18 protein-coding genes are annotated in these 21233 nt (G+C 71.8%); 10 read left to right on the plus strand and 8 right to left on the minus strand.

The window, feature by feature from the left end; translation table 11 throughout:
• Positions 1-34 precede the first annotated feature (34 nt).
• Entirely contained in the window at positions 35-1144 is a 1110-nt protein-coding gene (locus C9992_RS08420; protein WP_106815119.1) for a glycerate kinase, read from the minus strand.
• Positions 1145-1234: 90 nt separating this feature from the next.
• Between C9992_RS08420 and C9992_RS08425 the strand changes: the two genes are divergently transcribed.
• Both C9992_RS08425 and galE read left to right on the plus strand, forming a co-directional pair.
• Positions 1235-1936, plus strand: coding sequence for a ThuA domain-containing protein (locus C9992_RS08425; RefSeq protein WP_235008124.1), 702 nt, complete (start codon positions 1235-1237; stop codon positions 1934-1936).
• Between the two features lie 69 nt (positions 1937-2005).
• Positions 2006-2983, plus strand: a complete 978-nt coding sequence (galE, locus tag C9992_RS08430; RefSeq protein WP_106815121.1) for a UDP-glucose 4-epimerase GalE — start codon at positions 2006-2008, stop codon at positions 2981-2983.
• A gap of 121 nt (positions 2984-3104) precedes the next feature.
• On the opposite strand, the gene C9992_RS08435 is transcribed toward galE, so the two are convergent.
• The gene (locus tag C9992_RS08435) at positions 3105-4079 is read right to left on the minus strand and encodes a LacI family DNA-binding transcriptional regulator (RefSeq protein WP_106815122.1); all 975 of its coding nucleotides are present in this window, start codon (positions 4077-4079) and stop codon (positions 3105-3107) included.
• A gap of 156 nt (positions 4080-4235) precedes the next feature.
• Here C9992_RS08435 and galT point away from each other — a divergent pair, with 156 nt between their 5' ends.
• The 3 genes from galT to C9992_RS08450 all read left to right on the plus strand — a co-directional run bounded on the left by galT (position 4236) and on the right by C9992_RS08450 (position 7744).
• The gene (galT, locus tag C9992_RS08440) at positions 4236-5432 is read left to right on the plus strand and encodes a galactose-1-phosphate uridylyltransferase (RefSeq protein WP_106815123.1); all 1197 of its coding nucleotides are present in this window, start codon (positions 4236-4238) and stop codon (positions 5430-5432) included.
• Positions 5429-6637: a galactokinase gene (gene galK, locus C9992_RS08445; RefSeq protein ID WP_200826266.1), complete on the plus strand. Its 1209-nt coding sequence runs from the start codon at positions 5429-5431 to the stop codon at positions 6635-6637. The genes galT and galK overlap by 4 nt, the downstream gene beginning before the upstream one ends.
• Before the next feature lie 264 nt (positions 6638-6901).
• Positions 6902-7744, plus strand: coding sequence for an alpha/beta fold hydrolase (locus C9992_RS08450; protein ID WP_106815124.1), 843 nt, complete (start codon positions 6902-6904; stop codon positions 7742-7744).
• A gap of 45 nt (positions 7745-7789) precedes the next feature.
• On the opposite strand, the gene C9992_RS08455 is transcribed toward C9992_RS08450, so the two are convergent.
• On the minus strand, positions 7790-10582 hold the full coding sequence (locus C9992_RS08455; RefSeq protein ID WP_235008155.1) for a lamin tail domain-containing protein: 2793 nt from the start codon (positions 10580-10582) through the stop codon (positions 7790-7792).
• Positions 10583-10786: 204 nt separating this feature from the next.
• Between C9992_RS08455 and C9992_RS08460 the strand changes: the two genes are divergently transcribed.
• Together C9992_RS08460 and C9992_RS08465 are read left to right on the plus strand one after the other, a co-directional pair.
• Positions 10787-11422 carry a TetR/AcrR family transcriptional regulator gene (locus C9992_RS08460; RefSeq protein ID WP_106815126.1) on the plus strand — a complete coding sequence of 212 codons (636 nt, stop codon included), beginning with the start codon at positions 10787-10789 and terminating at the stop codon, positions 11420-11422.
• A complete protein-coding gene (locus C9992_RS08465) occupies positions 11419-12966 on the plus strand; it encodes a carboxylesterase/lipase family protein (RefSeq protein WP_106815127.1) in 1548 nt (515 codons plus the stop codon). Before C9992_RS08460 ends, C9992_RS08465 begins: the two co-directional genes overlap by 4 nt.
• Positions 12967-13083: 117 nt before the next feature.
• Here C9992_RS08465 and C9992_RS08470 read toward each other — a convergent pair whose 3' ends face one another.
• Positions 13084-13770 (minus strand): PDDEXK family nuclease, encoded by a 687-nt coding sequence (locus tag C9992_RS08470; RefSeq protein WP_235008126.1) that lies wholly within the window; start codon positions 13768-13770, stop codon positions 13084-13086.
• Positions 13771-14186: 416 nt separating this feature from the next.
• On the opposite strand from C9992_RS08470, the gene C9992_RS08475 reads away from it, so the two are divergent.
• Entirely contained in the window at positions 14187-15149 is a 963-nt protein-coding gene (locus C9992_RS08475; protein ID WP_106815128.1) for an IS481 family transposase, read from the plus strand.
• A 25-nt stretch (positions 15150-15174) separates the two neighbouring features.
• Here C9992_RS08475 and C9992_RS08480 read toward each other — a convergent pair whose 3' ends face one another.
• From C9992_RS08480 to C9992_RS08495, 4 genes are read right to left on the minus strand one after another with little or no spacing between them, the layout of a single operon-like run.
• Positions 15175-16161: an LLM class F420-dependent oxidoreductase gene (locus tag C9992_RS08480; protein ID WP_106815129.1), complete on the minus strand. Its 987-nt coding sequence runs from the start codon at positions 16159-16161 to the stop codon at positions 15175-15177.
• 21 nt (positions 16162-16182) lie between these two features.
• Complete coding sequence (locus C9992_RS08485) at positions 16183-17256, minus strand: DNA-methyltransferase (protein WP_407662230.1); 1074 nt, start codon at positions 17254-17256, stop codon at positions 16183-16185.
• Complete coding sequence (locus tag C9992_RS08490; protein WP_106815130.1) at positions 17235-18284, minus strand: lipoate--protein ligase family protein; 1050 nt, start codon at positions 18282-18284, stop codon at positions 17235-17237. Before C9992_RS08490 ends, C9992_RS08485 begins: the two co-directional genes overlap by 22 nt.
• Before the next feature lie 41 nt (positions 18285-18325).
• Positions 18326-19195: an alpha/beta hydrolase gene (locus tag C9992_RS08495; RefSeq protein ID WP_106815131.1), complete on the minus strand. Its 870-nt coding sequence runs from the start codon at positions 19193-19195 to the stop codon at positions 18326-18328.
• A 105-nt stretch (positions 19196-19300) separates the two neighbouring features.
• Between C9992_RS08495 and C9992_RS08500 the strand changes: the two genes are divergently transcribed.
• Positions 19301-19774 (plus strand): MarR family winged helix-turn-helix transcriptional regulator, encoded by a 474-nt coding sequence (locus tag C9992_RS08500; RefSeq protein WP_106815132.1) that lies wholly within the window; start codon positions 19301-19303, stop codon positions 19772-19774.
• A 53-nt stretch (positions 19775-19827) separates the two neighbouring features.
• Positions 19828-21180, plus strand: a complete 1353-nt coding sequence (locus C9992_RS08505; protein ID WP_106815334.1) for an MFS transporter — start codon at positions 19828-19830, stop codon at positions 21178-21180.
• Positions 21181-21233 lie beyond the last annotated feature (53 nt).

Below are 21233 nucleotides of genomic sequence, written 5' to 3' on the forward strand. Positions count from 1 at the left end.
GTGTGAGCGGTGCTCAGCCGTCGTCGAGCGATGCTCAGCGGTCGTGAACCGTCTGCGCCAGCTGCGCGCCCGCCTCTTGCAGCCAGCGCGCGGCATCGGCCATCGCTGCCGCGGCCGACCCGGCGAGCTCGGTGAGCGCGGCGGTCGCCGCGAACGTCGACACATCGGCATCCGGCGCGACCCGCCCGGCGACGAGCGCCACCGGCACCCCGAGGGCGGTGGCGAGCGCCGAGACATGAGCGGGGACTTTGCCGGCGGCCGACTGCCCGTCGAACGACCCCTCCCCCGTGACGACGATGGCGGCATCGGCGAGGGCGGAGGGCAGTCCGACGAGCTCCGCTACGGCTGCGGAGCCGGGAACGAGCGTCGCACCCCACGCCAGCAGTGCAAACCCCGTGCCGCCCGCAGCACCCGCCCCCGCGGCATCCGGATCCGCTCCGACGACCGCCGCCAGCCGGGCGAGCCCGGCATCGAGGGCCGCGATGTCTGCCGCCGTCGCGCCCTTCTGCGGGCCGAAGACGGCCGCCGCGCCGCGACTGCCGAGAAGCGGATTGGTGACGTCGGTGAGCACCGTGGCCCCGCCGGGCGGAAGGGTCGCAAGGCCGGAGAGGTCGGCCGAGGCGATGTCGGCCAGTCCGCGGCCGCCGGCACGGACGGGCCGGCCGGCGTCGTCGGCGAAGAGGGCTCCGAGGGCGGTGAGCATGCCCGTGCCGCCGTCCGTCGAGGAGCTGGACCCGATGCCGAGCACCAGCCGCGAGACGCCATGGTCCAGCGCCGCGGCGATCGCCTCGCCGAAGCCGCGCGTGTCCGCATCGAGGGGGCGCAGCCGCGGCGGCGTGCCCAGGAGTTCGATGCCGCTCGTGCCGGCCAACTCCACGACGCCCGTGCCGTCGGGCAGGAGCAGCCAGGATGCCTCCACCTGCGCCCCTTCGGGGCCGGTGACCCGGATCGGCATGCGGCGCGCACCGGGCACCGCGGCGGCGAAGGCGTCGACGGTGCCCTCACCTCCGTCGGCCATCGGCCGCAGGCGTACCTCGTCGCCGGGTCGCGCCTTCCGCCATCCGTCGGCGAGCGCTGCCGCCGCCGCCGCCGCCCCGATGGTGCCTTTGAAGGAGTCGGGGGCGATCACGACGGTGGGGGCCATGCGTTCATTCTCCTCGGGGTGGGGCTGCGGCTCGTCGGGGGAAGCGGGGCGGGCCGCGTTGACCGTGCGGAAAGCGCTATCCTGCGGATCATGGTAACCATGGATCGCGCGCACGCACCGTCCGCACCACCCCGGGCCGTGATCGCCAGCGGGACTGGACGCTACGCCGACCCGTGGCATCCGTTCCCCGCGACGTCGCGCCGCATCGCCGGGGCGCTGCGCGCCGACGGCTGGGAGGTGACGGTCGACGACGACGTCGACCACGCGCTGGCCCGCCTCGACGGCGTCGACCTCCTCGTGGTGAACGCCGGCGACCCGTGGCGCGACGGCGACACGCCGCTCGAGCACCGCCGCGACGCCGACGCCGACGCGGGGCTGCGTTCGGCGATCGCCCGCGGGATCGGCATCCTCGCGGTGCACGCGGCCCTCGCCACGCTGCGCGACCACCCCGCGTGGCGCGAAGCCATCGGCGGCGCCTGGGAGCCCGGACGCTCGTGGCACCCGCCGATCGCCGAGGTTCGCGTGCCCGTGGTCGACCCCGGCCACCCGATCACCGCCGGGTCGTCCGGATTCGACGTCTTCGACGAGCGCTACAGCGACCTGGCTGTCGACGATGACGTCCGCGTGCTCGCGGTGCACGAGGTGGACGGCGTGCGACATCCCGCCGTGTGGGTGCGTGAAGAGCCGACGCGCGCGGTCGTGTCATCGCTCGGCCACGACGAGCGCGCCTACGACTCGCCCGAGCTCGTCGCCCTGCTGCAGCGTGCCGCGCGGTGGGCGGCGCGCGTCTGAGGAGGCCGGCCGGAGCGGGCAGAATGGTACGCGCGCCGCTCGGCGCACGCCCTCGACCCCCGGAGTGACATGACCTGGCTCGTGACCGGAGGCGCCGGCTACATCGGCGCCCACATCGTCCGCGCGCTCGCCGGCGCGGGCCTCGCTCCCATCGTGATCGACGACCTGTCCAGCGGCCATGCCGGGTTCGTGCCCGACGGCGTGCCGCTGGTGCAGGGCTCGATCCTCGACCGCGAGCTCGTCGAAGCAACCCTGCGCGAGCACGGCGTCGTCGGTGTGATCCACCTGGCCGGGTTCAAGTACGCCGGCGTCTCCGTGCAGCGCCCACTGCACACGTACGCGCAGAACGTCGAGGGAACACGCGCACTGCTGGAGGCGATGCAGGCGGCTGAGGTCGCGAACCTGGTCTTCTCCTCGTCGGCCGCCGTCTACGGCACCCCCGACGTCCCACTCGTGACCGAGGACCTCCCCAAGCGCCCGGCGTCTCCGTACGGCGAGTCCAAGCTCATCGGCGAATGGCTGATCCGCGACCAGGCGGTCGCCACCGCCTCATCGGACCACCCGCTCCGCTACACCGCACTGCGCTACTTCAACGTGGTGGGCTCGGGCGACCCCGCCGTCTACGACACCAGTCCGCACAACCTGTTCCCGCTCGTGTTCGAGGCGCTCCTGGAGGGGCGCACGCCGAGGATCAACGGCGACGACTACGACACCCCCGACGGGACGAACGTGCGCGACTACGTGCACGTCGCCGACATCGCCGCCGCGCACGTCGCGGCCGCTCAGCGACTGCTGGCCGGCGAGCCCATCGAGCCGGCGTACAACCTCGGCTCCCAGAACGGGCTCAGCGTGCGCGAGATCATGGACGCGATGGCGCGCGTGACCGGCATCGACTTCACGCCCGAGATCGCCCCGCGCCGCGCCGGCGACCCGGATCGCATCGTCGCCACCGGCGAGCTGGCCGCGCGCGACCTGGACTGGAAGAACCGCTACACGGTGGACGAGATGGTCCGCTCCGGCTGGGAGGCCCGCCGGGCCGCCGGCTGAGTCCCGCCGCCCCGCCGCCTCGTCCGCAGCGCTGTCGCGGCCGGTGCGGCACGCGGCCGCACCGGCTCAGCGGGCGGCGGCACCGGCTCACGGCTGCAAGGCCCAGCGCCGGCGTCTCGGCTCAGCGGGCGACGGGTGACGTGCTCGCCCGCACGACGAGGCGGGTGGACACGGTCTCGAACGTCGCCGCGCCGCCGGCCTCGATGCCGTCGATGAGCACGGCCACGGCACGGGCGCCCAGCGCATCGAAGTCCTGGTGCACCGTGGTGAGCGGAGGACGGTAGTCCGCGGCATCCGCGAGGTCGTCGAAGCCGACCACGCTCACCTCGCCCGGCACGTCGCGGCCGGCCTCCGCCAGTGCACGCAGCAGTCCCAGCGCCATCTGGTCGTTCGCCGCGAAGACGGCGGTGGCCCCGTCGTCGATGAGAGCGGATGCCGCGGCGAACCCCGAGCCCGACGTCCAGTCGCCGCGCACCACCGCGGGCGCCGGCGCCCCGGCGCCCGCCAAGGCGTCGCGCCACCCGCGCTCCCGCTCCGCGGCGGCGAAGGATCGGGCGGGGCCTGCGAGGTGGTGGACCGTGGAATGACCGGACGTCAGAAGGTGCTCCACCGCCAGCCGCGCCCCGCCGGCGTGGTCGGTCTCGACGACGCTGAAGCGGTCATCGCGCGGGGAGTCGACGACCACGAGGCGCAGTCCCGCGGCCGGAAGGTCCGCCTGACGCACACGCTCGGTCGCCTCGTTCAGCACGATCGCGCCGTCCACCCCCTGCTCGGCGAGGCGTTCGAACGCCGTGGTCGCCTCGCCGTCGGCGCCGAGGGTGACGACCGTGAGTGCGTAGCCGCGGGCTGCGGCGGCGTCTGCCACCGCCTGCAGCATGCGGGAGTTGCCCACCGACGCGAGCGTCGACACCACGAGCCCGACGGTCTGCGTGCGACCCGTCCGCAGCGCCCGGGCGGCGCGGTGCGGGCGGTAGCCGAGCGCGGCCATGGCGGCCTCCACGCGCCGGCGTGTCTCGGGATCGACGCGCGGGCTGGCGTTGACGACGCGTGAGACGGTCTGCCCCGACACTCCGGCGCGCGCCGCGACGTCGGCCATCGACACCCGCCTGGCGTTCACCGCTCACCCCCGTCCACCCGGATGTCCGACCGCTCGGCGGCTGCGGCATCCGTCTGTACGCCGTCCTGGCGTGCACGAACTCCGCATCGGTGGTCCGTGTTGACGCTAACATAGCCGATCCCGTACCGTGTTTACGTGAACATTCCGGAGTTCGGGACGGATGCCGCCGCCGACGCACCTCAGAACCTCGGCGCCGGCGTCGTCAAGCGCGCGACACGGCTGGCCGACGGCCGCGAGCTCATCTACTACGACGACCCCGGCACCACCCTCGGCCCCGACCGCGCCATCGACGCACGGGAGCTGGCGCCCCGGCCCGAGACGGCGACGATGCGGCGCGATGTGCTGACCGGCGACTGGGTCTCCATCGCCGCCGCCCGCCAGAACCGCGCGTTCCTGCCGCCTGCCGAGCTCGACCCGCTGGCGCCGCAGACGTCGACCAACCCGTCGGAGATCCCGTCCCGCTACGACGTCGCGGTGTTCGAGAACAAGTCCCCCTCGTTCGGGCCGGCCCTGGCATCCGCTCACGGGGACGCTCCCGCGGGGGCCGACGCTCCGCGCGACCTGGAGGACCTCGTCGCTCCCGGGCTGGGCCGCACCCGCACCAGTGTCGGGCGATGCGAGGTCGTGTGCTTCAGCCCCGAGCACTCCGGATCGTTCGGCACCCTGACGCCCACGCGGGCGCGCACGGTCATCGAGGCCTGGGCCGATCGCACGGCCGCCCTCTCGGAGCTTCCCGGCGTGGAGCAGGTGTTCCCCTTCGAGAACCGTGGCGAGGCGATCGGGGTGACGCTCCCCCACCCGCACGGACAGATCTACGCCTACCCGTACATCACGCCCCGCACGGCCGGCCTGCTCGCGTCGATCGACCGTGAAGGACCTGACCTGTTCGAGCGGATCCTCGCCTTCGAGCGCGCCGGCGAGCGCGTCATCCTCGAGGGCGAGCACTGGACGGCCTTCGTGCCGTTCGCGGCACGCTGGCCCGTCGAGGTGCACTTGCTGCCGCACCGTCACGTCGCCGACTTCGCCGAGACGACCGACGCCGAGCGCGACGAGCTCGCCCCGCTCTACCTGCGGCTGCTGCGTGGTGTGGACGCGCTGTACGAGACGCCGACGCCGTACATCGCGGCGTGGCATCAGGCGCCCGTGCACCGCGGCCGCGACACCGCGCGGCTGCACCTGCAGCTGACGTCGCCCCGACGGGCCGCCGACAAGCTCAAGTTCCTCGCCGGATCCGAGGCCGCCATGGGCGCTTGGATCGGCGACATCCCGCCCGAGACGGCCGCCGCGAGGCTGCGCGAGGCCGTCGCATCCATCCCCGAGGAGACCCTGTGACCGCCACCGACACCCGCACCGCCGGCGCCGCGCGCGCCCTGTTCAGGGAACGCTTCGGCACCGAGGCGACCGGCACCTGGTCGGCGCCCGGCCGCGTCAACCTCATCGGGGAGCACACTGACTACAACGACGGATTCGTGCTGCCGTTCGCCATCCAGCACCGCACGCACGTGGCGCTCGCGCCGCGCGCCGACCACCGCATCCGTGTCGCGACGGGGTTCCCCGGAGCCGCCGAGTCCGACGCGGCTCCCGTCGAGGCCGGCCTCGCCGAGCTGCACGCGCTCTTCCCTGCACGGCGGGACGAGATCCCGGAGTGGGCGCGGTATCCGCTCGGCGTCGCCTGGGCGCTGCTGGAGGCCGCGGCGATCGACCCGGGGTCGGTCGCCGGTGTCGATCTCGCGTTCGCGTCCGACGTGCCCGTGGGCGCGGGGCTGTCGTCGTCTGCGGCGATCGAGGCCGCGACCGCGGTGGCACTCGCCGAGACGTGGGGCGTAGACCTCGACCGCGCCGCACTGGCACGGGTCGGCCGCCGCGCCGAGAACGAGGCCGTCGGCGCCCCCACCGGCATCATGGACCAGATGGCGTCGCTGCGGGGCCGCGCCGACGCCGCCATCTTCCTCGACTGCCGTTCGCTCGAGGCGCAGGTCGTCGACCTCGGCTTCGCGGCTGCCGGTCTCGAGCTCGTGGTGATCGACACCGGGGTGAAGCACTCGCACGCGACCGGCGGCTACGGCGAGCGCCGGGCGGCGTGCGAGCGGGGGGCGGCCGCGCTCGGGGTGCCAGCACTGCGGGATGTCACTCCCGACGACCTGCCCCGTCTCGCCCAGCTCGTCGACGACGTGACATTCCGCCGCGTGCGGCACGTGGTCACGGAGGACCAGCGGGTCCTCGACACCGTCCGCACGCTCCGCGAGCAGGGACCGACGGCGATCGGCGACCTTCTCGTCGCCTCGCACGCGTCGATGCGCGACGACTTCGAGATCTCGGTGCCCGAGCTCGACACCGCCGTCGACGCGGCCCTTTCGGCGGGGGCCGTGGGTGCGCGCATGACCGGCGGCGGCTTCGGCGGCGCCGCCATCGCGCTCGTCGCCCGCGACCGGGTGGACGCGGTGCGGGATGCCGCAACCGCCGCCTTCGCGGCATCCGGCTTCGCCGCCCCGACGATCTTCACGGTGACGCCCTCCGCCGGCGCCGCCCGCGACTGACCCCCCGGTCGCGTCCGCCGTCGCCCGTCGGGGCGCTCGTTCCCCCTTCCCGCCCCGGCCCCGCGTTCACTTGCGCTGAATGTACGCTCGAACGCCGTTGGGGCGTACATTCAGCGCAAGTGAACAGGATTGAACACGCGCGAGGCGAGCGGGGCGGTGCGGGCGTGTGACGCGCCGAGGCACGGCACTGGCGGGGACGGATGCCGCGCCCTAGCGTCGAACCTGTGGCCGGGACATCCGCGTCCCGGACCGGAAGGAGCGATCGTGGCATACATCACCGTCGGAACCGAGAACTCGGCGGACGTCGACCTCTACTACACCGACCAGGGCCCGGCCGACGCGCAGCCCGTCGTGCTGATCCACGGCTTTCCGCTCAACGGCGAGTCGTGGGGCAAGCAGCAGGCGGCGCTGCTGGGTGCCGGATACCGCGTCATCGCCTACGACCGCCGCGGCTTCGGCGCGTCGAGCAAGGCCGGCTCCGGCTACGACTACGACACGTTCGCGGCCGACCTGCACGCGCTGATCGAAGACCTCGACCTGCGCGACGCGGTGCTCGTGGGATTCTCGATGGGCACGGGCGAGATCGCGCGCTACCTCTCTCGCTACGGCAGCGGCCGGATCGCTCGCGTGGCGTTCCTCGGGTCGCTCGAGCCGTTCCTGCTCCAGACGGACGACAACCCCGGCGGCGCCGGGCCGCAGGAGTTCTTCGACGGCATCGCCCAGTCCGCTCTGGACGATCGCTACGCGTTCATCGCCGGTTTCTTCAAGGACTTCTACAACCTCGACGACAACCTCGGCACGCGCATCTCGCAGGAGGCGCTGGACGCCAGCGTGCAGATCGCCAACCAGGCCGGCAACACCGCCATCGCCGCAGCACCCCTGACCTGGCCGACGGACTTCCGCCGCGACATTCCGGCGGTCGACGTGCCGGCGCTCATCCTCCACGGCACGGCGGACAACATCCTGCCGATCGACGTGACCGCCCGCCGGTTCCGCGAGCTGCTGCCGGACGCCACCTACGTCGAGCTCGAGGGCGCGCCGCATGGCCTGCTGTGGACGCACGGCGCCGAGGTGAACGAGGCGCTGCTCGCCTTCCTCCGCTCCTGACGCGGTTCCGGCGCCCCGTCCCCTTGGGAGCGGGGCGCCGGCGTGTCAGCCCCGCGCCCTGCGCCGGCGCCCGGCCACTGCGACAGCACCCGCGGCGATGAGCAGTGCAGCGAACGCGGATGCCGTCAAGAGCGTCGCGCCGTCCGCACCGGTGGCGGCGAGCGCCGCTGTCACGGTGATCCCGTCCCAGCCGATGAGGTTGCCGTCGGCATCCAGTACGGCGAGGCTGTGCGCCCCGAGCGCGGCGCCCACCGGGATGGTGACGGTCACCGTGCCGGCGGCCGTGACGACATGAGCCCCGAGCGAGACCGGTGCGGAGTGCAGCCACACCCAGACCGTCTCCCCGGCGTAGCGGGTGCCGACGTACACCGTGATCGTCTGGCCCCGGGCGGCCGACGCAGGTGCATCGACCGTCCCGCGGGAGGCGTCGGTCAGCTCGTCCGCCGCGACGGGACCAGGGGTCGCGGTGCCCGGGTCGGTCGGCGTCGGGGTGGGCGTCGGCTCCCCGGGTCCTCCCGGGCCACCGGTCGACACGCACGGCAGCGTGCCGGCGCGGAGGGAGTGCCCGTCGGTGTCGCCGTCGTCGGTCCACACGACCTCCTGCGAGCCGTCGACACAGGTGGATGCCGGGGCGATGGCCATGCCCTCGTTGTTGAGGTTCGGCATCCCCGCCGGTCGCGCATAGGAGTGCTCGACCTGGAAGTCGCCGTCGACGACGGTCAGCAGATTGTAGGCGCCGCCGCAGCCGTCGTCGCACAGCGCCCACAGGGCTCCGCGATCCGGGTCGTACGCGACGTCCATCGACCACGGGAAGCCCGACGCCTCGACCTTGACCTCCACCGGCGCGGCGCCGACGGCGAGGGAGAAGAAGTGCAGCGCTCCCGTGCCCTCCACCGCCGTCACGAAGAGCCCGGGCGTGGGGTAGGCGGACGAGGTGTACGGCGCCCCGCCCACCTTCCACCCCGATTCGACGAGGAACGCGTCGGGCACGTACGTGATGCCCTCGAGACCGAGGTTCGTCCCCGTCTGGACGAATCCGTTGACGTCCCACTCGTGCGTGGCGACGAGCTCGGTGGTCCCTGCCGTCACCGCGTCCACGTCGAAGCGCGCGATCTTGTTGTACGAGACGTCCTTCGCGCGGGCGTTGTCGCGCTCCGACGTCAGGTAGACGGCACCGTCCGGGCCGACGGTCACGCCCTCGGCGTCGAGTTCGCCACCGCCGTCGGCGAAGCGCACCGGGATGCCCCCCTCCCACCCGGGGAAGGCCTCGTAGAGGTCGCCGACCTTGTGCATCTTGAAGAGGCGGCCCTTGTTCATCGCGAGCCACAGGATGCGGGGGTCGCTGGGGTCGAAGGCCGCGCCCGACACATCGCCCTCGTCGTTGGCGTCGAGGTCGGTGAACGCGTCGACGGCGTCGACGACGGACACCGCGCTCGCGCCCGGCCAGGTCTCGGTGGCCAGCGCCGGGCAGGCGTTGGCTGCGCCCCAGGTGGCGCTGGGCGTCTCGACGTACGACACGCTGCCGAACAGCTCGCACCGGCTGTAGGAGGCGTGGCCGTCTTCGAACCACGTGTGTCCGACGACGGTCGCACCGTCGCCTGCCCGCCGGATGGTGAGCGAGTCCACGCTGTCCAGCCCGGTGATGTCGGCGGCGACGTAGAACCCGCCGGCGGCGATCGAGGTGTCTGCCGGGACGGTGTGCACGACAGCGTTCGCGGAGTCCAGAAGCTGCCAGCCCGAGATGTCCACGGGCTCCGTGCCGGTGTTGAGCAGCTCGGCCTTGCCGGCGACGTTCGAGACCTCGTTGAGGACGACTGCGGTCTCCAGCGGCCGGAACCTGGACTGGCAGGACTCGCTGTTGTCGCGGCCGAAGCTGTTCTCGGTCACCGACCAGAAGTCGTCGGATCCGTCAGGGCATGCGGCGGACGACTGCGCCTTCGACGCGAACGTGTCGGACACCCCGGCCGCTCCATCGCCGTACGCCTGCTCGTCGACGAGCGTGCGGGCGGCGGCATCCGCACCCGGACCGAAGATCTTGACGGCGTCCCCCTCGCCCGACAGCCCCTTCTTGGACGAGAACGCGACGTAGCCGCCCGCCGGGATCACCCAGGAGCCGGCCGGCTCCAACGAGTCGCCATCCCACACTCGGAGGTCTGCGAGTGTCAGCGGTGAGGCACCGGTGGCCGCGCCGCTGTCGGTCTGGTACCAGCCCTCGATGCTCACCTCGCTGGTGCCGGTGTTGACCAGTTCGATCGCGTCACCGAACCCGGGGTTGCCCTCGTCATCGTCGTTGAGCGAGGAGATCTCGTTGATCTCGATGTCGTCCCAGTTCGGGTCGAGCGCGGGCGGCACTGTCACCGTGCAGTCGTTCGTGACGCCCTTCGTCGGCGGCGTCGCGCGGAAGTCGCCGCTGGTGTCGGGGCACCGCCCCCACGACGACGCATGCGCACCCGCGGGCCACGTGACCGTGTCGACGAGCGTAGCGGTGCCGGCGTCGAAGGCCGCCTTGTCACCCTGGTACACCGACACGCTGTCGCCCTTGCCCAGTCCGACGGTCGAGTCGACGGCGAGCACGCCGCCGGCGGGCACGGTCCCTGTCAGCGGCACCCAGTGGCCCCCGTCGGCGGTGTCGCTGTCGACGTACCAGAGCCCGGCAAGGTCCACGTCGGCATCCGTCAGGTTGGCCAGTTCGAACCAGTCGGCCGGGTCGGAGTTGACCTCGTTGATCACGACGTCGCCCGGGGCGGCAGCGGCTGCGGCCGGGGCGGCTGCGACGACGGTAAGGGGAGCGACGCCGACGATGGCGGCCAGGGCGGCGCCGAGGGCGCGACGATGCATGGGCACGGAGGATTCCTCGCGGTCTCGCCGGTCCCCAGACCGGCATCGGGTGGATGCGTGGAGCTTCACAGCGCGCGGCGAACAGCAGGTGAACGACCCGGGAACCGTGCGGTACGGCCGGGCGACGCGCGCCTTCCCGCCGGCGCAAAAACCGCATCTCACATGGTTTTGAGAGATCGCGCGCTGCTCGGGTTTACTTGCCTCATGGCAGACAGCGGCACGGGGCGACGGGGCTCCTACGCGAAGGGCGTCGCGAAGCGGGAGGAGATCCTCACGCGCGCGCTCGACGTCATCGCCCGCGAGGGCTATCGCGGCGCCTCGGTGAGGGAGCTCGCGGATGCCGTGGGCCTCAGTCAGGCCGGGCTCCTCCACTACTTCGACAGCAAGGAGGAGCTCTTCACCGAGATCCTCCGCAAGCGCGACGAGCTCGACACTGCGGCCTACGGGATGCAGCCGGTGGAGAGCAGGGCGGATCCGGTGGCGGACGCCCCGCTCCCCGACATCCGTACCGGCTATCTCGGGATCATCACGCACAACGCGGACGTGCCGGGTCTGGTGCACCTGTTCGCCCGATTGTCGGTCGATGCGGCCGACCCCGCGCACCCGGCTCACCGGTTCTTCCTCGAGCGCGGCGAAAGCCTTCGCGACTTCTTCGCCTCCACCATCGCCGCCCAGCAGGCGGCCGGTCAGATCACCGACCGCGTCGACCCCGAAACGCTCGCGCGGATCTTCCAGGCCGTCGCCGACGGCATGCAGGTGCAGTGGATGCTCGAACCGCACGTCGACATGGCCGCCACCGTGGGTGCGCTGTTCGATCTGCTCACCCCGGAGGAACGATGACGACCACTCCCCCGCCCGCGGCCGGCGCGTCGGCCGAAGCGACCGGACGCGCGCAGGCGCGCGCCACAACGGTGGCCTACGCGGAGGCCGACACGACGACAGGGCGTGTGCGCGGCTTCTGGCGCGGCGAACCGGGTGCGGGCGGCTCGGCCGCGTTCCTCGGCATCCCGTTCGCCCAGCCGCCCGTGGGCGACCTGCGCTTCGCGGCGCCGGTGCCCGCCGAGCCGTGGGAGGGAGTGCGCGACGCGCTGACATTCGGCGCCACGACCCAGCGGGGCGACCAGGGCATCACCCTGATCCCCGAGCCGTCGATCCCCGGCGAGTCGACGCTCAACGTGAACGTCTTCACGCCGGCTCCCGGTCAGGATGCCGCGCTGCCGGTCCTGGTCTGGATCCACGGCGGCGGTTACGTGTCGGGCTCCCCGGCGAGCCCCTGGTACGACGGTCGTGCATTCAACCGCGACGGCATCGTGACGGTCAGCATCTCGTACCGGCTCGGATTCGACGGCTTCGGGTGGATCGAGGACGCCCCGTCCAACCGTGGCGTCCGGGACTGGCTGCTGGCCCTGCAGTGGGTGCAGGACAACATCGCGCATTTCGGCGGCGACCCCGCCCGGGTCACGATCGCCGGCCAGTCGGCGGGCGGTGGCGCCGTGCTGACGCTGCTCGGGATGCCGGCGGCACAGCACCTGTTCCACTCCGTGTGGGCGCTGTCCGGCGCCCTCGCCGACGTGCCGGCCGAGCGTGCGGAGGCGCTGGGGAGCGACATCGCCTCCCGCGTCGGCGCGGCTCCCACCCGCGCGGCCCTGTCGACGGTGACCGAGGAGCGTCTCATCGACGCGCAGAAGGCGGCGACCCAGGTCTCCGGTCCGGAGGGCGCCACGAAGCTGCTGCAGGAGGGCCTCACCCTCGGCCCGTCGATCGACGGCGACCTGCTCACGCGACCGACCGTGGAGGCGATCGCCGCCGGCATCGGCAGCGACAAGCCACTCGTGCTGGGCGCGACCGAGGACGAATTCTCGATGATCGTGGCCGACCAGGCGCACACGCTCCGCTGGATTCCGCTGGGTGTGCTGCTGGGGGCATCCGGACTCGGCGGCGAGCGCCGCAAGGCCTACCTCGCCGCGAACGCCGACGTCGTCGCCCGCGGCCACGCGGCGGTCCTCGGGCGGTACATCACCGACCATGTGTTCCGCACCGCCGTCGTGCGGATCGCGAACGCGCGCGGGGTCGCGCCGACATGGGTCTACCGGTACGCGTTCCGCTCCACTCAGCCGGGCATGGTGCACGATGCCGCCGTGCACTGCATCGACGTGCCGTTCTGGTTCGACTGCCTGGACTCGCTGCAGGTGGAGGCGCTGACCGGGCCGCATCCGCCCCAGTCCCTCGCCGACCAGACGCACGGTGCGGCTGCGCGCTTCATCACCCGGGGGGAGCCCGGCTGGCCGGCGTGGTCGACGGCACCGGGCACGACCCGCGTCTTCGGCGGGCCGGCGCCCGAGATCGACCCCGACGGCTACGCCTCGGTCGCGCCGCTCCTGTGACCTACGTGTTCGGCGCCCGAGGACGGGGCCGCCGTGGGCCGTCGCGTCAAAGCGGCGGCCTCGATCGCGCTTCAACGACCTCCAGACGCGTTTCGGGGGCGATTGAGCCCGCCGGTTTCACCCTCCACGAGCGGCACGGCCCCGAAGCAGGCCCACGAGCGCAGCCTGCACTTCGCCGGGACGCCACATGATGTCCTCTGCGATCGGCCGGTACGTCGCGTATCCGAGGGCCGCGGCGGCCTGGTCGCGACGACGATCGCGCCGCTGGTCGGCCCACGTCGAGTGGAACTCCCGGCTGTCGCACTCGACGATCAGCCATCCGTCCACGACGAAGTCGACGCGACCGACACCGCGGATCTTCACCTGAACCTCGAAGGAGGCGCCGGCGGCTCGCAGCATGAGGCGTAGGAGTGTCTCGGGCCCCGACTCCGCTCGGGCATCGATGAGCCGCCGGAGCACCCGATGACGCCTCGGCACCGCCGCGAACAGCTCATCGAGGTCGTCCGCCTGCAGCACCCCCAGGTGGAGGGCCGAATCCAGCGTGGCGAGGGCTGCTCGGGCCGTCTGGCATCGAACGGCCTGCACCATCGCGTCGAACGCCTCGACCGACGTGGAGCACACCGCCGGCGTGCGGGTGAGCCGGTCCCAGTGGCGTCGGACACGTCGGCCGAGCCGCGGCGCCGAGGTCCGGTTCTCGTGCACGTGCACATGCAGCTCCCCGGTGTCGAGCACGAACACACCGAGCCAGCGCCAGCTCCGACACGCACGTGAGCCGTCCGCCGAGCCGGCAGGCGTCCACGACATCGGCCGGCGTATCGGGCGGGAGATAGGCGTTCGCCCGCGGCTTGATGAGGCACCCCTCGGCAACCGCGCGCGCCAGTTGGCGATCGGTCCAGCCCGCCGCGCACAGGTCGCGGCGGCGGTGGAAGCGCGTCGGCAGCGGTGGCGTGGATGCAGGCACGCCGAGAGCCTGCGGCCGGGCGCCCCCTTTTCAGGGCCGCTCCGTCACATCTGTGGAGGCCCGCGGTGTAGCTCGGGGCTGGGGAGGAGGCGGTCCTCCGCGTCAAAGCGGCGGGCTGGATCGACGGTGCACACGAGCCCAGGGCACGTTCGGAGCGATCTAGCTGTTCTTCCCCGACACGTTGTGAACGTCTGAGGTAGGCGAAGACCTCCGGGGACGATGTGGGTACCACCCTCACATCCGCTCCACGGAGGTCTTCGTGACTCACGCTAACGCGCCTTTGACGCCGGAAGGGCGTCGTCGTCTTGCTGTTCTCGTCGTCGACGAGAAGTGGCCCCTGCGGCGGGCCGCGGAACGGTTCCAGTGCTCGCCGGCGACAGCGAAGCGGTGGGCTGACCGATACCGCGCCGGGTGCCCGTTGACCGACCGCAGCTCTCGCCCGCACTCGTCACCGTCACGGATCTCCAGACGCACGGAGCGCCGGATCGTGGCGTTGCGGTTCACCCGCCGATGGGGGCCGCATCGGATCGCGTATCACCTGCGCCTGCACCGCTCCACCGTCGGCCGGGTGCTGGCCCGGTATCGGATGCCGCTGCTGACGCATCTGGACCAGGCCACCGGGCTGCCCGTCCGCAAGCCGAAGCCGGTCCGATACGAGGTCGACAGACCGGGCCGGTTGGTGCACGTGGATATCAAGAAGCAGGGTCGTATCCCCAACGGCGGTGGACACCGCATGCTGGGCAGACAAGCCGGGAATCGCAACAACAAGAAGCGGGGCCGCGGCTACGCGTTCCTGCACCATGCCGTCGACGACCACTCCCGGCTGGCGTACTCGGAGATCCTGGCCGACGAGCGCAAAGAGACCGCGGCGGCGTTCTGGCGCCGCGCGAACGCGTTCTTCCAACAGGCCGGGATCGCCGTCACCGCCGTCATGACTGACAACGGATCTTGCTACCGCTCACGCGACTTCGCCGCCGCCCTCGGCGACATCCAACACCGCTGGACCAAGCCTTACCGGCCCCAGACCAACGGAAAGGTGGAGAGGTTCAACCGCACCCTCGCCGCGGAATGGGCCTATGCCGCGACCTACGCCAGCGACGAAGCACGCGCCGCCACCTACAACGCCTGGCTGCATCACTACAATCACCACCGACCCCACACCGGCATCGGCGGCCAAACCCCCTCAGCCCGCGTACCCAACCTCACGGGGAAGAACATCTAGCCCGCCGCTTTGACACCGGCAGCTGTCACGCCAGCGCCGCGATGACCTCGCGCTCGAACAGCTCGATGCCCGAGAGGTCGTACGCCGCCTCGGGGAAGTAGTGGATGGCGTAGGTGATGCCGTGGCGCTCGCGCTCGGCCAGGCGCTCCACCACCTGGTCGACGGCCCCGAATGCCGGCGACGACAGGAAGTCCTGCTCGATCTGGTCCGCGCGGGCCTGGCCCACGTGGGGCAGCAGGCGCTCCTTGACGACGGCCAGGCGATCGCGGGCTTCGGCATCGGTCGCCCCCACGATGGTGTTGAAGTTCGATGACCGCGTGATGGCCGAGTAGTCGCGGCCGAGCGCATCGCAGTGCTCGCGCAGGATGGCGCTCTTGCGGTCGATGTCCTCCAGCGAGCCCGCGTAGTTGGTGTACGACGCGTACTGGGCGGCGATCTTCAGCGTCACCTTCTCGCCGCCCCCGGCGATCCAGAACGGGATGCCGCCGTCCTGCAGCGGCAGCGGCTGCACGATCGCGCCGTCGACCTGGTAATGCTTGCCGTCGAGGGTGGCCCGGCCGGTCGTCCACGCCTGCTGCATGATGTCGACGCCCTCGCGCAGCATCCGCAGCCGTTCGGGAACCGGCGGGAAGCCGTAGCCGTACGCCTCCCACTCGTGCTCGTACCAGCCGCCGCCGATGCCCATCTCGGTACGGCCGCCCGAGACGATGTCGACGGTCGCGGCCACCTTCGCGAGGTAGGCGGGGTTGCGGTATCCCATGCACGTGCACATCTGGCCGAGCCGGATGCGGCTGGTCGACGCCGCGAACGCGGCCATCAGGGTCCACGCCTCGTGCGTCGCCTCGTCGGAGGGGACGGGAGTGGTGTGGAAGTGGTCGTACACCCACAGCGACTCCCACGGACCTGCGTCGGCGCGCTGCGCGAGGCCGTTCATCACCTCCCAATGGGCCGAGGGCTCGATGCCGACGAGATCGAATCGCCAGCCTTGGGGAATGAAGGTTCCGAATCGCATGTGCCCAGCCTAAGGAAGCGTTTACTCAGGCTCCATCCCGACAACCCGGGCGTGCGGCATCCGGTCGCGCATCACCGCGATCGCGGCGGGGTTGCAGTCGACGAGCACGGCGTCGCGCCCGAGCGCCGACGCGACGGCACCCGTGGTGCCGGATCCGGCGAAGAGGTCGAGCACGCGGTCGCCGGGCCGCGACGAGGCCTGAACGATCCGCCGCAGGATCCCCTCGGGCTTCTGGGTCGGGTAGCCCGTCTTCTCCCGGCCGGTGGTCGGCACGATGGTGTGCCACCACACGTCGGTCGGAAGCTTCCCGCGCTCCGCCTTCTCGGGGGTGACCAGGCCCGGGGCCATGTACGGCTCGCGGTCGACGGCATCCGAGTCGAACCAGTAGCGCTGCGGATCCTTGACGTAGACGAGGATCGTGTCGTGCTTGGTGGGCCACCGCTTGCGGGTCTTCGCACCGTAGTCGTACGCCCAGATCAGCTCGTTGAGGAACCGCTCTCGCCCGACCAGGGCATCCATCAGCACCTTCGCGTAGTGGGCCTCGCGGTAGTCGAGGTGCAGGTACAGCGTGCCGTCGTCGGCGAGCAGCCGCCAGGCCTCCAGCAGCCGCGGTTCGAGGAATCCCCAGTAGTCGTCGAACCGGTCGTCGTACGCGCGCAGGTCGCCGCGGATCCGCTCGTACTCGCGCCCGTGGAACCCGCGGCGGACCACGCCCGCCGTCTCACCGGCCGCCGTCTCACCCGCCTGCGTCCCCCCGGCCTGCGTCCCCCCGGCCTCGGGCTCACCCGCGCGCGTCTCTCCGCGAGACTTCAAGCGAGCGCCGAGACTTCGGTTCGAGACCGCTGTCTCGGCGTCCGGTTGAAGTCTCGCGGACTGGTCGGGCACGGGAGGGGACGGATGCCGCGACCGCGCGGTCTCGAGCGCCCGCTCTTGGACGCGGCCGGTGTTGAACGGCGGGTCGAGATAGATCAGGGTGAACGCGCCGTCGGGCAGTCCCCGCACCACCTCGAGGTTGTCGCCATGGTGGATCTCGACCACCCCTCCGCCGTGCTCGGCGGGCGGCGCAGCGTCGCTCACGGGACGCGGCGCAGCCAGGCGTCGGTCGAGAACTTCGACTGCACGAGCGCCTCGGCCTCGGCGTACTCGTCCTCCGTGATGTGCCCGGGCACCGCGCCGTAGAGGTGGGTGAAGGTCTCCTCGAGCTTGGCGATGATCGCCTCGCGCGGCAGTCCCGTCTGCCTCCGCAGCGGGTCGACTCGCTTCGCGGCCGACGTCGTGCCCTTGTCGCTGAGCTTCTCGCGGCCGATGCGCAGCACCTCGGTCATGACCTCGCCGTCCATGTCGTAGCTCAGGGTCGCGTGGTGCAGCACTCCCCCGTTGGCCAGTCGCTTCTGCGCGGCTCCGCCGATCTTGCCCTGCGGCGAGGCGATGTCGTTCAGCGGCTGATACGTCGCGTCGATCCCGAGCGCGCGCAGCGCCTGCAGCACCCAGTCGTCCAAGAAGGCGTAGGAGTCGGCGAACGTCAGCCCCGCCACAAGGGATGCGGGCACGTACAGCGAGTACGTGACGATCGAGTTGGCGCCCATCATCATCGCGCCGCCGCCCGAGATGCGCCGGACGACGTCGTAGCCGTGGCGGGCCGCGCCCTCCGGATCGACCTCGTTGCGCAGCGACTGGAACGAGCCGATGACGACGGCGTTCTCGTTCCACTCCCAGATGCGCAGCGTCGGGCGACGGCGCCCGTCGCCGACGCGACCGGTGAGCACCTCGTCCAGGGCGAGGTTCATGCGCGGTGAGACGGGCTTGTCGTGCACGATCTCCCAGTCGAAGTCGCGCCACCCCGGAGCGGTCACCAGCGCGCGGCGAACCGCCGTGCCGACGGCTTCGGGTGTGAAGCCGAGCAGTTGTGCGCCCTCGGGCAGCGCCGAGCGGACGGCGGCGGCGATCGTCGCGACATCCGATTCCACGGGCAGCCCGTTGACGGCGGCGTCGATGTCGCCGAGGGCGTCGTCGGGTTCGAGGAAGAAGTCGCCCGCGAGGTGGAAGTCGGCGATCCGGCCGTCGCGCTCCTCGAGGTCGACCACGACGAGTTTTCCGCCGGGCACCTTGTATTCGCCGTGCATGCGTTCAGCCTATTGCGCGACGCTGCGCCCGCGGCGGCCGCTCAGTCCCGCACGGCGATGCGCTGGTCGAGCCAGGCGAGCAGGTCCCCGCGCACGTCCTCCTGCATGACCTCGTTGAAGATCTCGTGCCGCGCTCCGGGATAGACGAGCGTCGTCACATCGGTGAATCCGGAGCGGTTGCGGTAGGCGTCGGCGAGCTTGTGGACGCTGCGCGGACCGCCCACGGTGTCGTCGCGGCCCACCATGAGGAGGGTCGGGATGTCGCGACCCAGGTTCTTGCCGGGTCTTCCGATGAGCCGCAGTGTGTCGATGGGACCGAACAGCTTCGGGAGCGGTTCCTTCGTGGTGAGCGAGTCGGCGAGGAACTCCTCGGCTACGCGGGGGTCGGACGCCAGCCACTCCACTCCGCTCGCGTCGGGCCCGTTCCACGGCTTGTTGAGGTCGCCGGAGTTGAGCGATCCGGGCCAGCGCAGTGCCGATCCGCTCAGGACCAGCGCATCGTAGGCGTCGGGGTGTCGGTTCACGAGGATCTGCGCGAGGAACGATCCCCACGAGTGCCCCAGCAGCACGAGCGGCAGTCCCGGGTGATCGACGCGGATCTGCTCGGTCAGCTGCCACACCGCCGCGACGGCGGCGCGCAGCCCGCCGGGACCGAGCCGGCCGAGCTGCAAGGCATCGCCGCCGTGCTGGCCCATTCCGGTGCGTCCGTGACCGCGGTGGTCGTCGGCGTACACGATGAAGCCGTCCGCCGTGAGGGCGCCGATGAGGGCGGCGTACCGCCCGGCGTGCTCGCCGACGCCGTGCAGGAGCTGCACGACCCCCCGCGGTTCGGTCTGCGCCGTGTGGACGTCGTACACGATCGTCACGCCGTGCGCATCACGGAAGGACCGTTCTTCGGGCGAGGAGGACATGCGGCGAGTCTAGGGCGGCCCGCTCGTGAGAGGGGGATGCCGCGGCCTGCGGCATCCGTCGGCAACTTTCTTTAGCGAAACTAATGAGCTAGGCTAAGTATCCGAATGACGAGCAGCGGAACTTTCACCTCAGACCCCGGAACCGACACCAGCGACCAGCCGGAGCTCTCGGCCGCCGCCTCACGGCTGCGGATCGCCACCTTCCGCCTCGCGCGCCGCATGCGCACGCAACGAGCGGTCGACTCGATGAGCGACGGCCAGTTCGCTGTGCTCGCAGCGCTGTGGACGCACGGCCCCCACACGCTCGGCGAGCTCGCCGACCGCGAGCGCGTGTCGGCGCCGTCGATGAACCGCACGGTCAACTGCCTGCAGGAATCCGGGTACATCACGCGATCGGCCGACGAGAACGACGGGCGCAAGGTCGTCATCGCCCTCACCGACGCCGGTCGTTCCATCGTCGACGAGACAGCCCGACGCCGCGACGCGTGGGTCGAGGCCGCTCTGGCAGGGCTCACCGCCAAGGAGCGGGCGACCATCGCCCGTGCCGCCGAGATCATGGAGAGGATGGCAGCCCGGTGAGCCGCTCATCCGCTCCCGCCGCCGGGACTCGCGGCGGCCGGCCGGGCTCGGCGATGTTCCGCTCGTTCGCGGCCTTCAACTACCGCGTCTGGTTCATCGGCGCCCTCGTCTCCAACATCGGCGCGTGGATGCAGTCCACCGCCATCAGCTGGGTCGTGCTCACCGAGCTCACCGACAACGATGCCGCGGCGATGGGCGTCACGATGGCGCTGCAGTTCGCGCCGCCGCTGCTGCTGGTCGGCGTCACCGGTCTCGTGGCCGACCGCTTCGACCGCCGCAAGCTGCTCCTGATCACGCAGAGCCTGCTGCTGCTCCTGGGCGTCGCCATCGGCGTGCTGATCTTCGCCGGCGCGATGAACCTGACCATCATGTACGCGTTCGCTCTCGCACTCGGCGTGGTCGCCGCCTTCGACAACCCGGCGCGGCAGGCGTTCGTGTCGGATCTCGTCGCGCGCGAGAACGCCTCGAACGCCGTCGCGCTCAATGCGGCCTCGTTCAACGGCGCGCGGATGATCGGGCCGGCGGTGGCCGGTGTCGTGATCGTCGCGATCGGCACCGGCTGGGTGTTCGTCGCCAACGGCGTCACGTTCCTCGCGATGCTCGCCGCCCTCGTGCTCATCCGCACCGACGAGCTGGTGCCTCGGGTGAAGGCGCCGCAGTCCTCGCGCCTGGCCGACGGGTTCCGCTACGTCGCCGGCAGGCCGGACCTCATCGTCACCTTCGCGATGGTGTTCCTCATCGGCGCGTTCGGAATGAACTTCCCCATCCTCGCCTCCACGATGGCCGTCGAGTTCGGCAAGGAGGCCGACGGGTTCGGCCTGCTCAGCTCGATCCTCGCGATCGGCTCGGTCGCCGGTGCCCTGATGGCGGCCCGGCGGGATCGCGCGCGACTGCGGGTGCTCATCGTCGGCACCGCCATGTTCGGGGCTGCCGCCCTCGTGTCGGCGTTCATGCCCACGTACTGGCTCTACGCGGTGACCCTCATGTTCACCGGGTTCTCGGTGGTGACGATGATGACGACCGCGAACGGCTACGTGCAGACCACCACCGACCCCGTTCTGCGCGGTCGCGTGCTGGCGCTGTACATGGCGATCCTCATGGGCGGCACCCCGATCGGCGCCCCGATCGTCGGGTGGGTGGCCGCTCAGTACGGTCCACGTGTCGCGATCCTCGTCGGAGCGGTCGCCGCGTTCGTGGCCTTCGCGATCGGCGGGTCCTGGCTGCTCGTGTCGGGCCGGCTGCACCGCCACGAGCGCAAGCGGTTCCGCCTCACGCTGGATGAGACGCGCCCGCTCACGGTGATCGCCCCCGAGGAGTTCAGCGACGAGGTCGCCGGAACCACGCCCATCCCGCTGCCCCGCGACGGCGAAGACGACCTCCCCGCCCGCACGCGCGCGGCGAGCTGACCCGCCGGCTCCCCGGGCTGACTCCCACGTGCTGACTCCCACGTGGCGCCCGG

The sequence above is a fragment of the Microbacterium timonense genome (genome assembly GCF_900292075.1).
Classification (GTDB): Bacteria; Actinomycetota; Actinomycetes; order Actinomycetales; family Microbacteriaceae; genus Microbacterium; species Microbacterium timonense.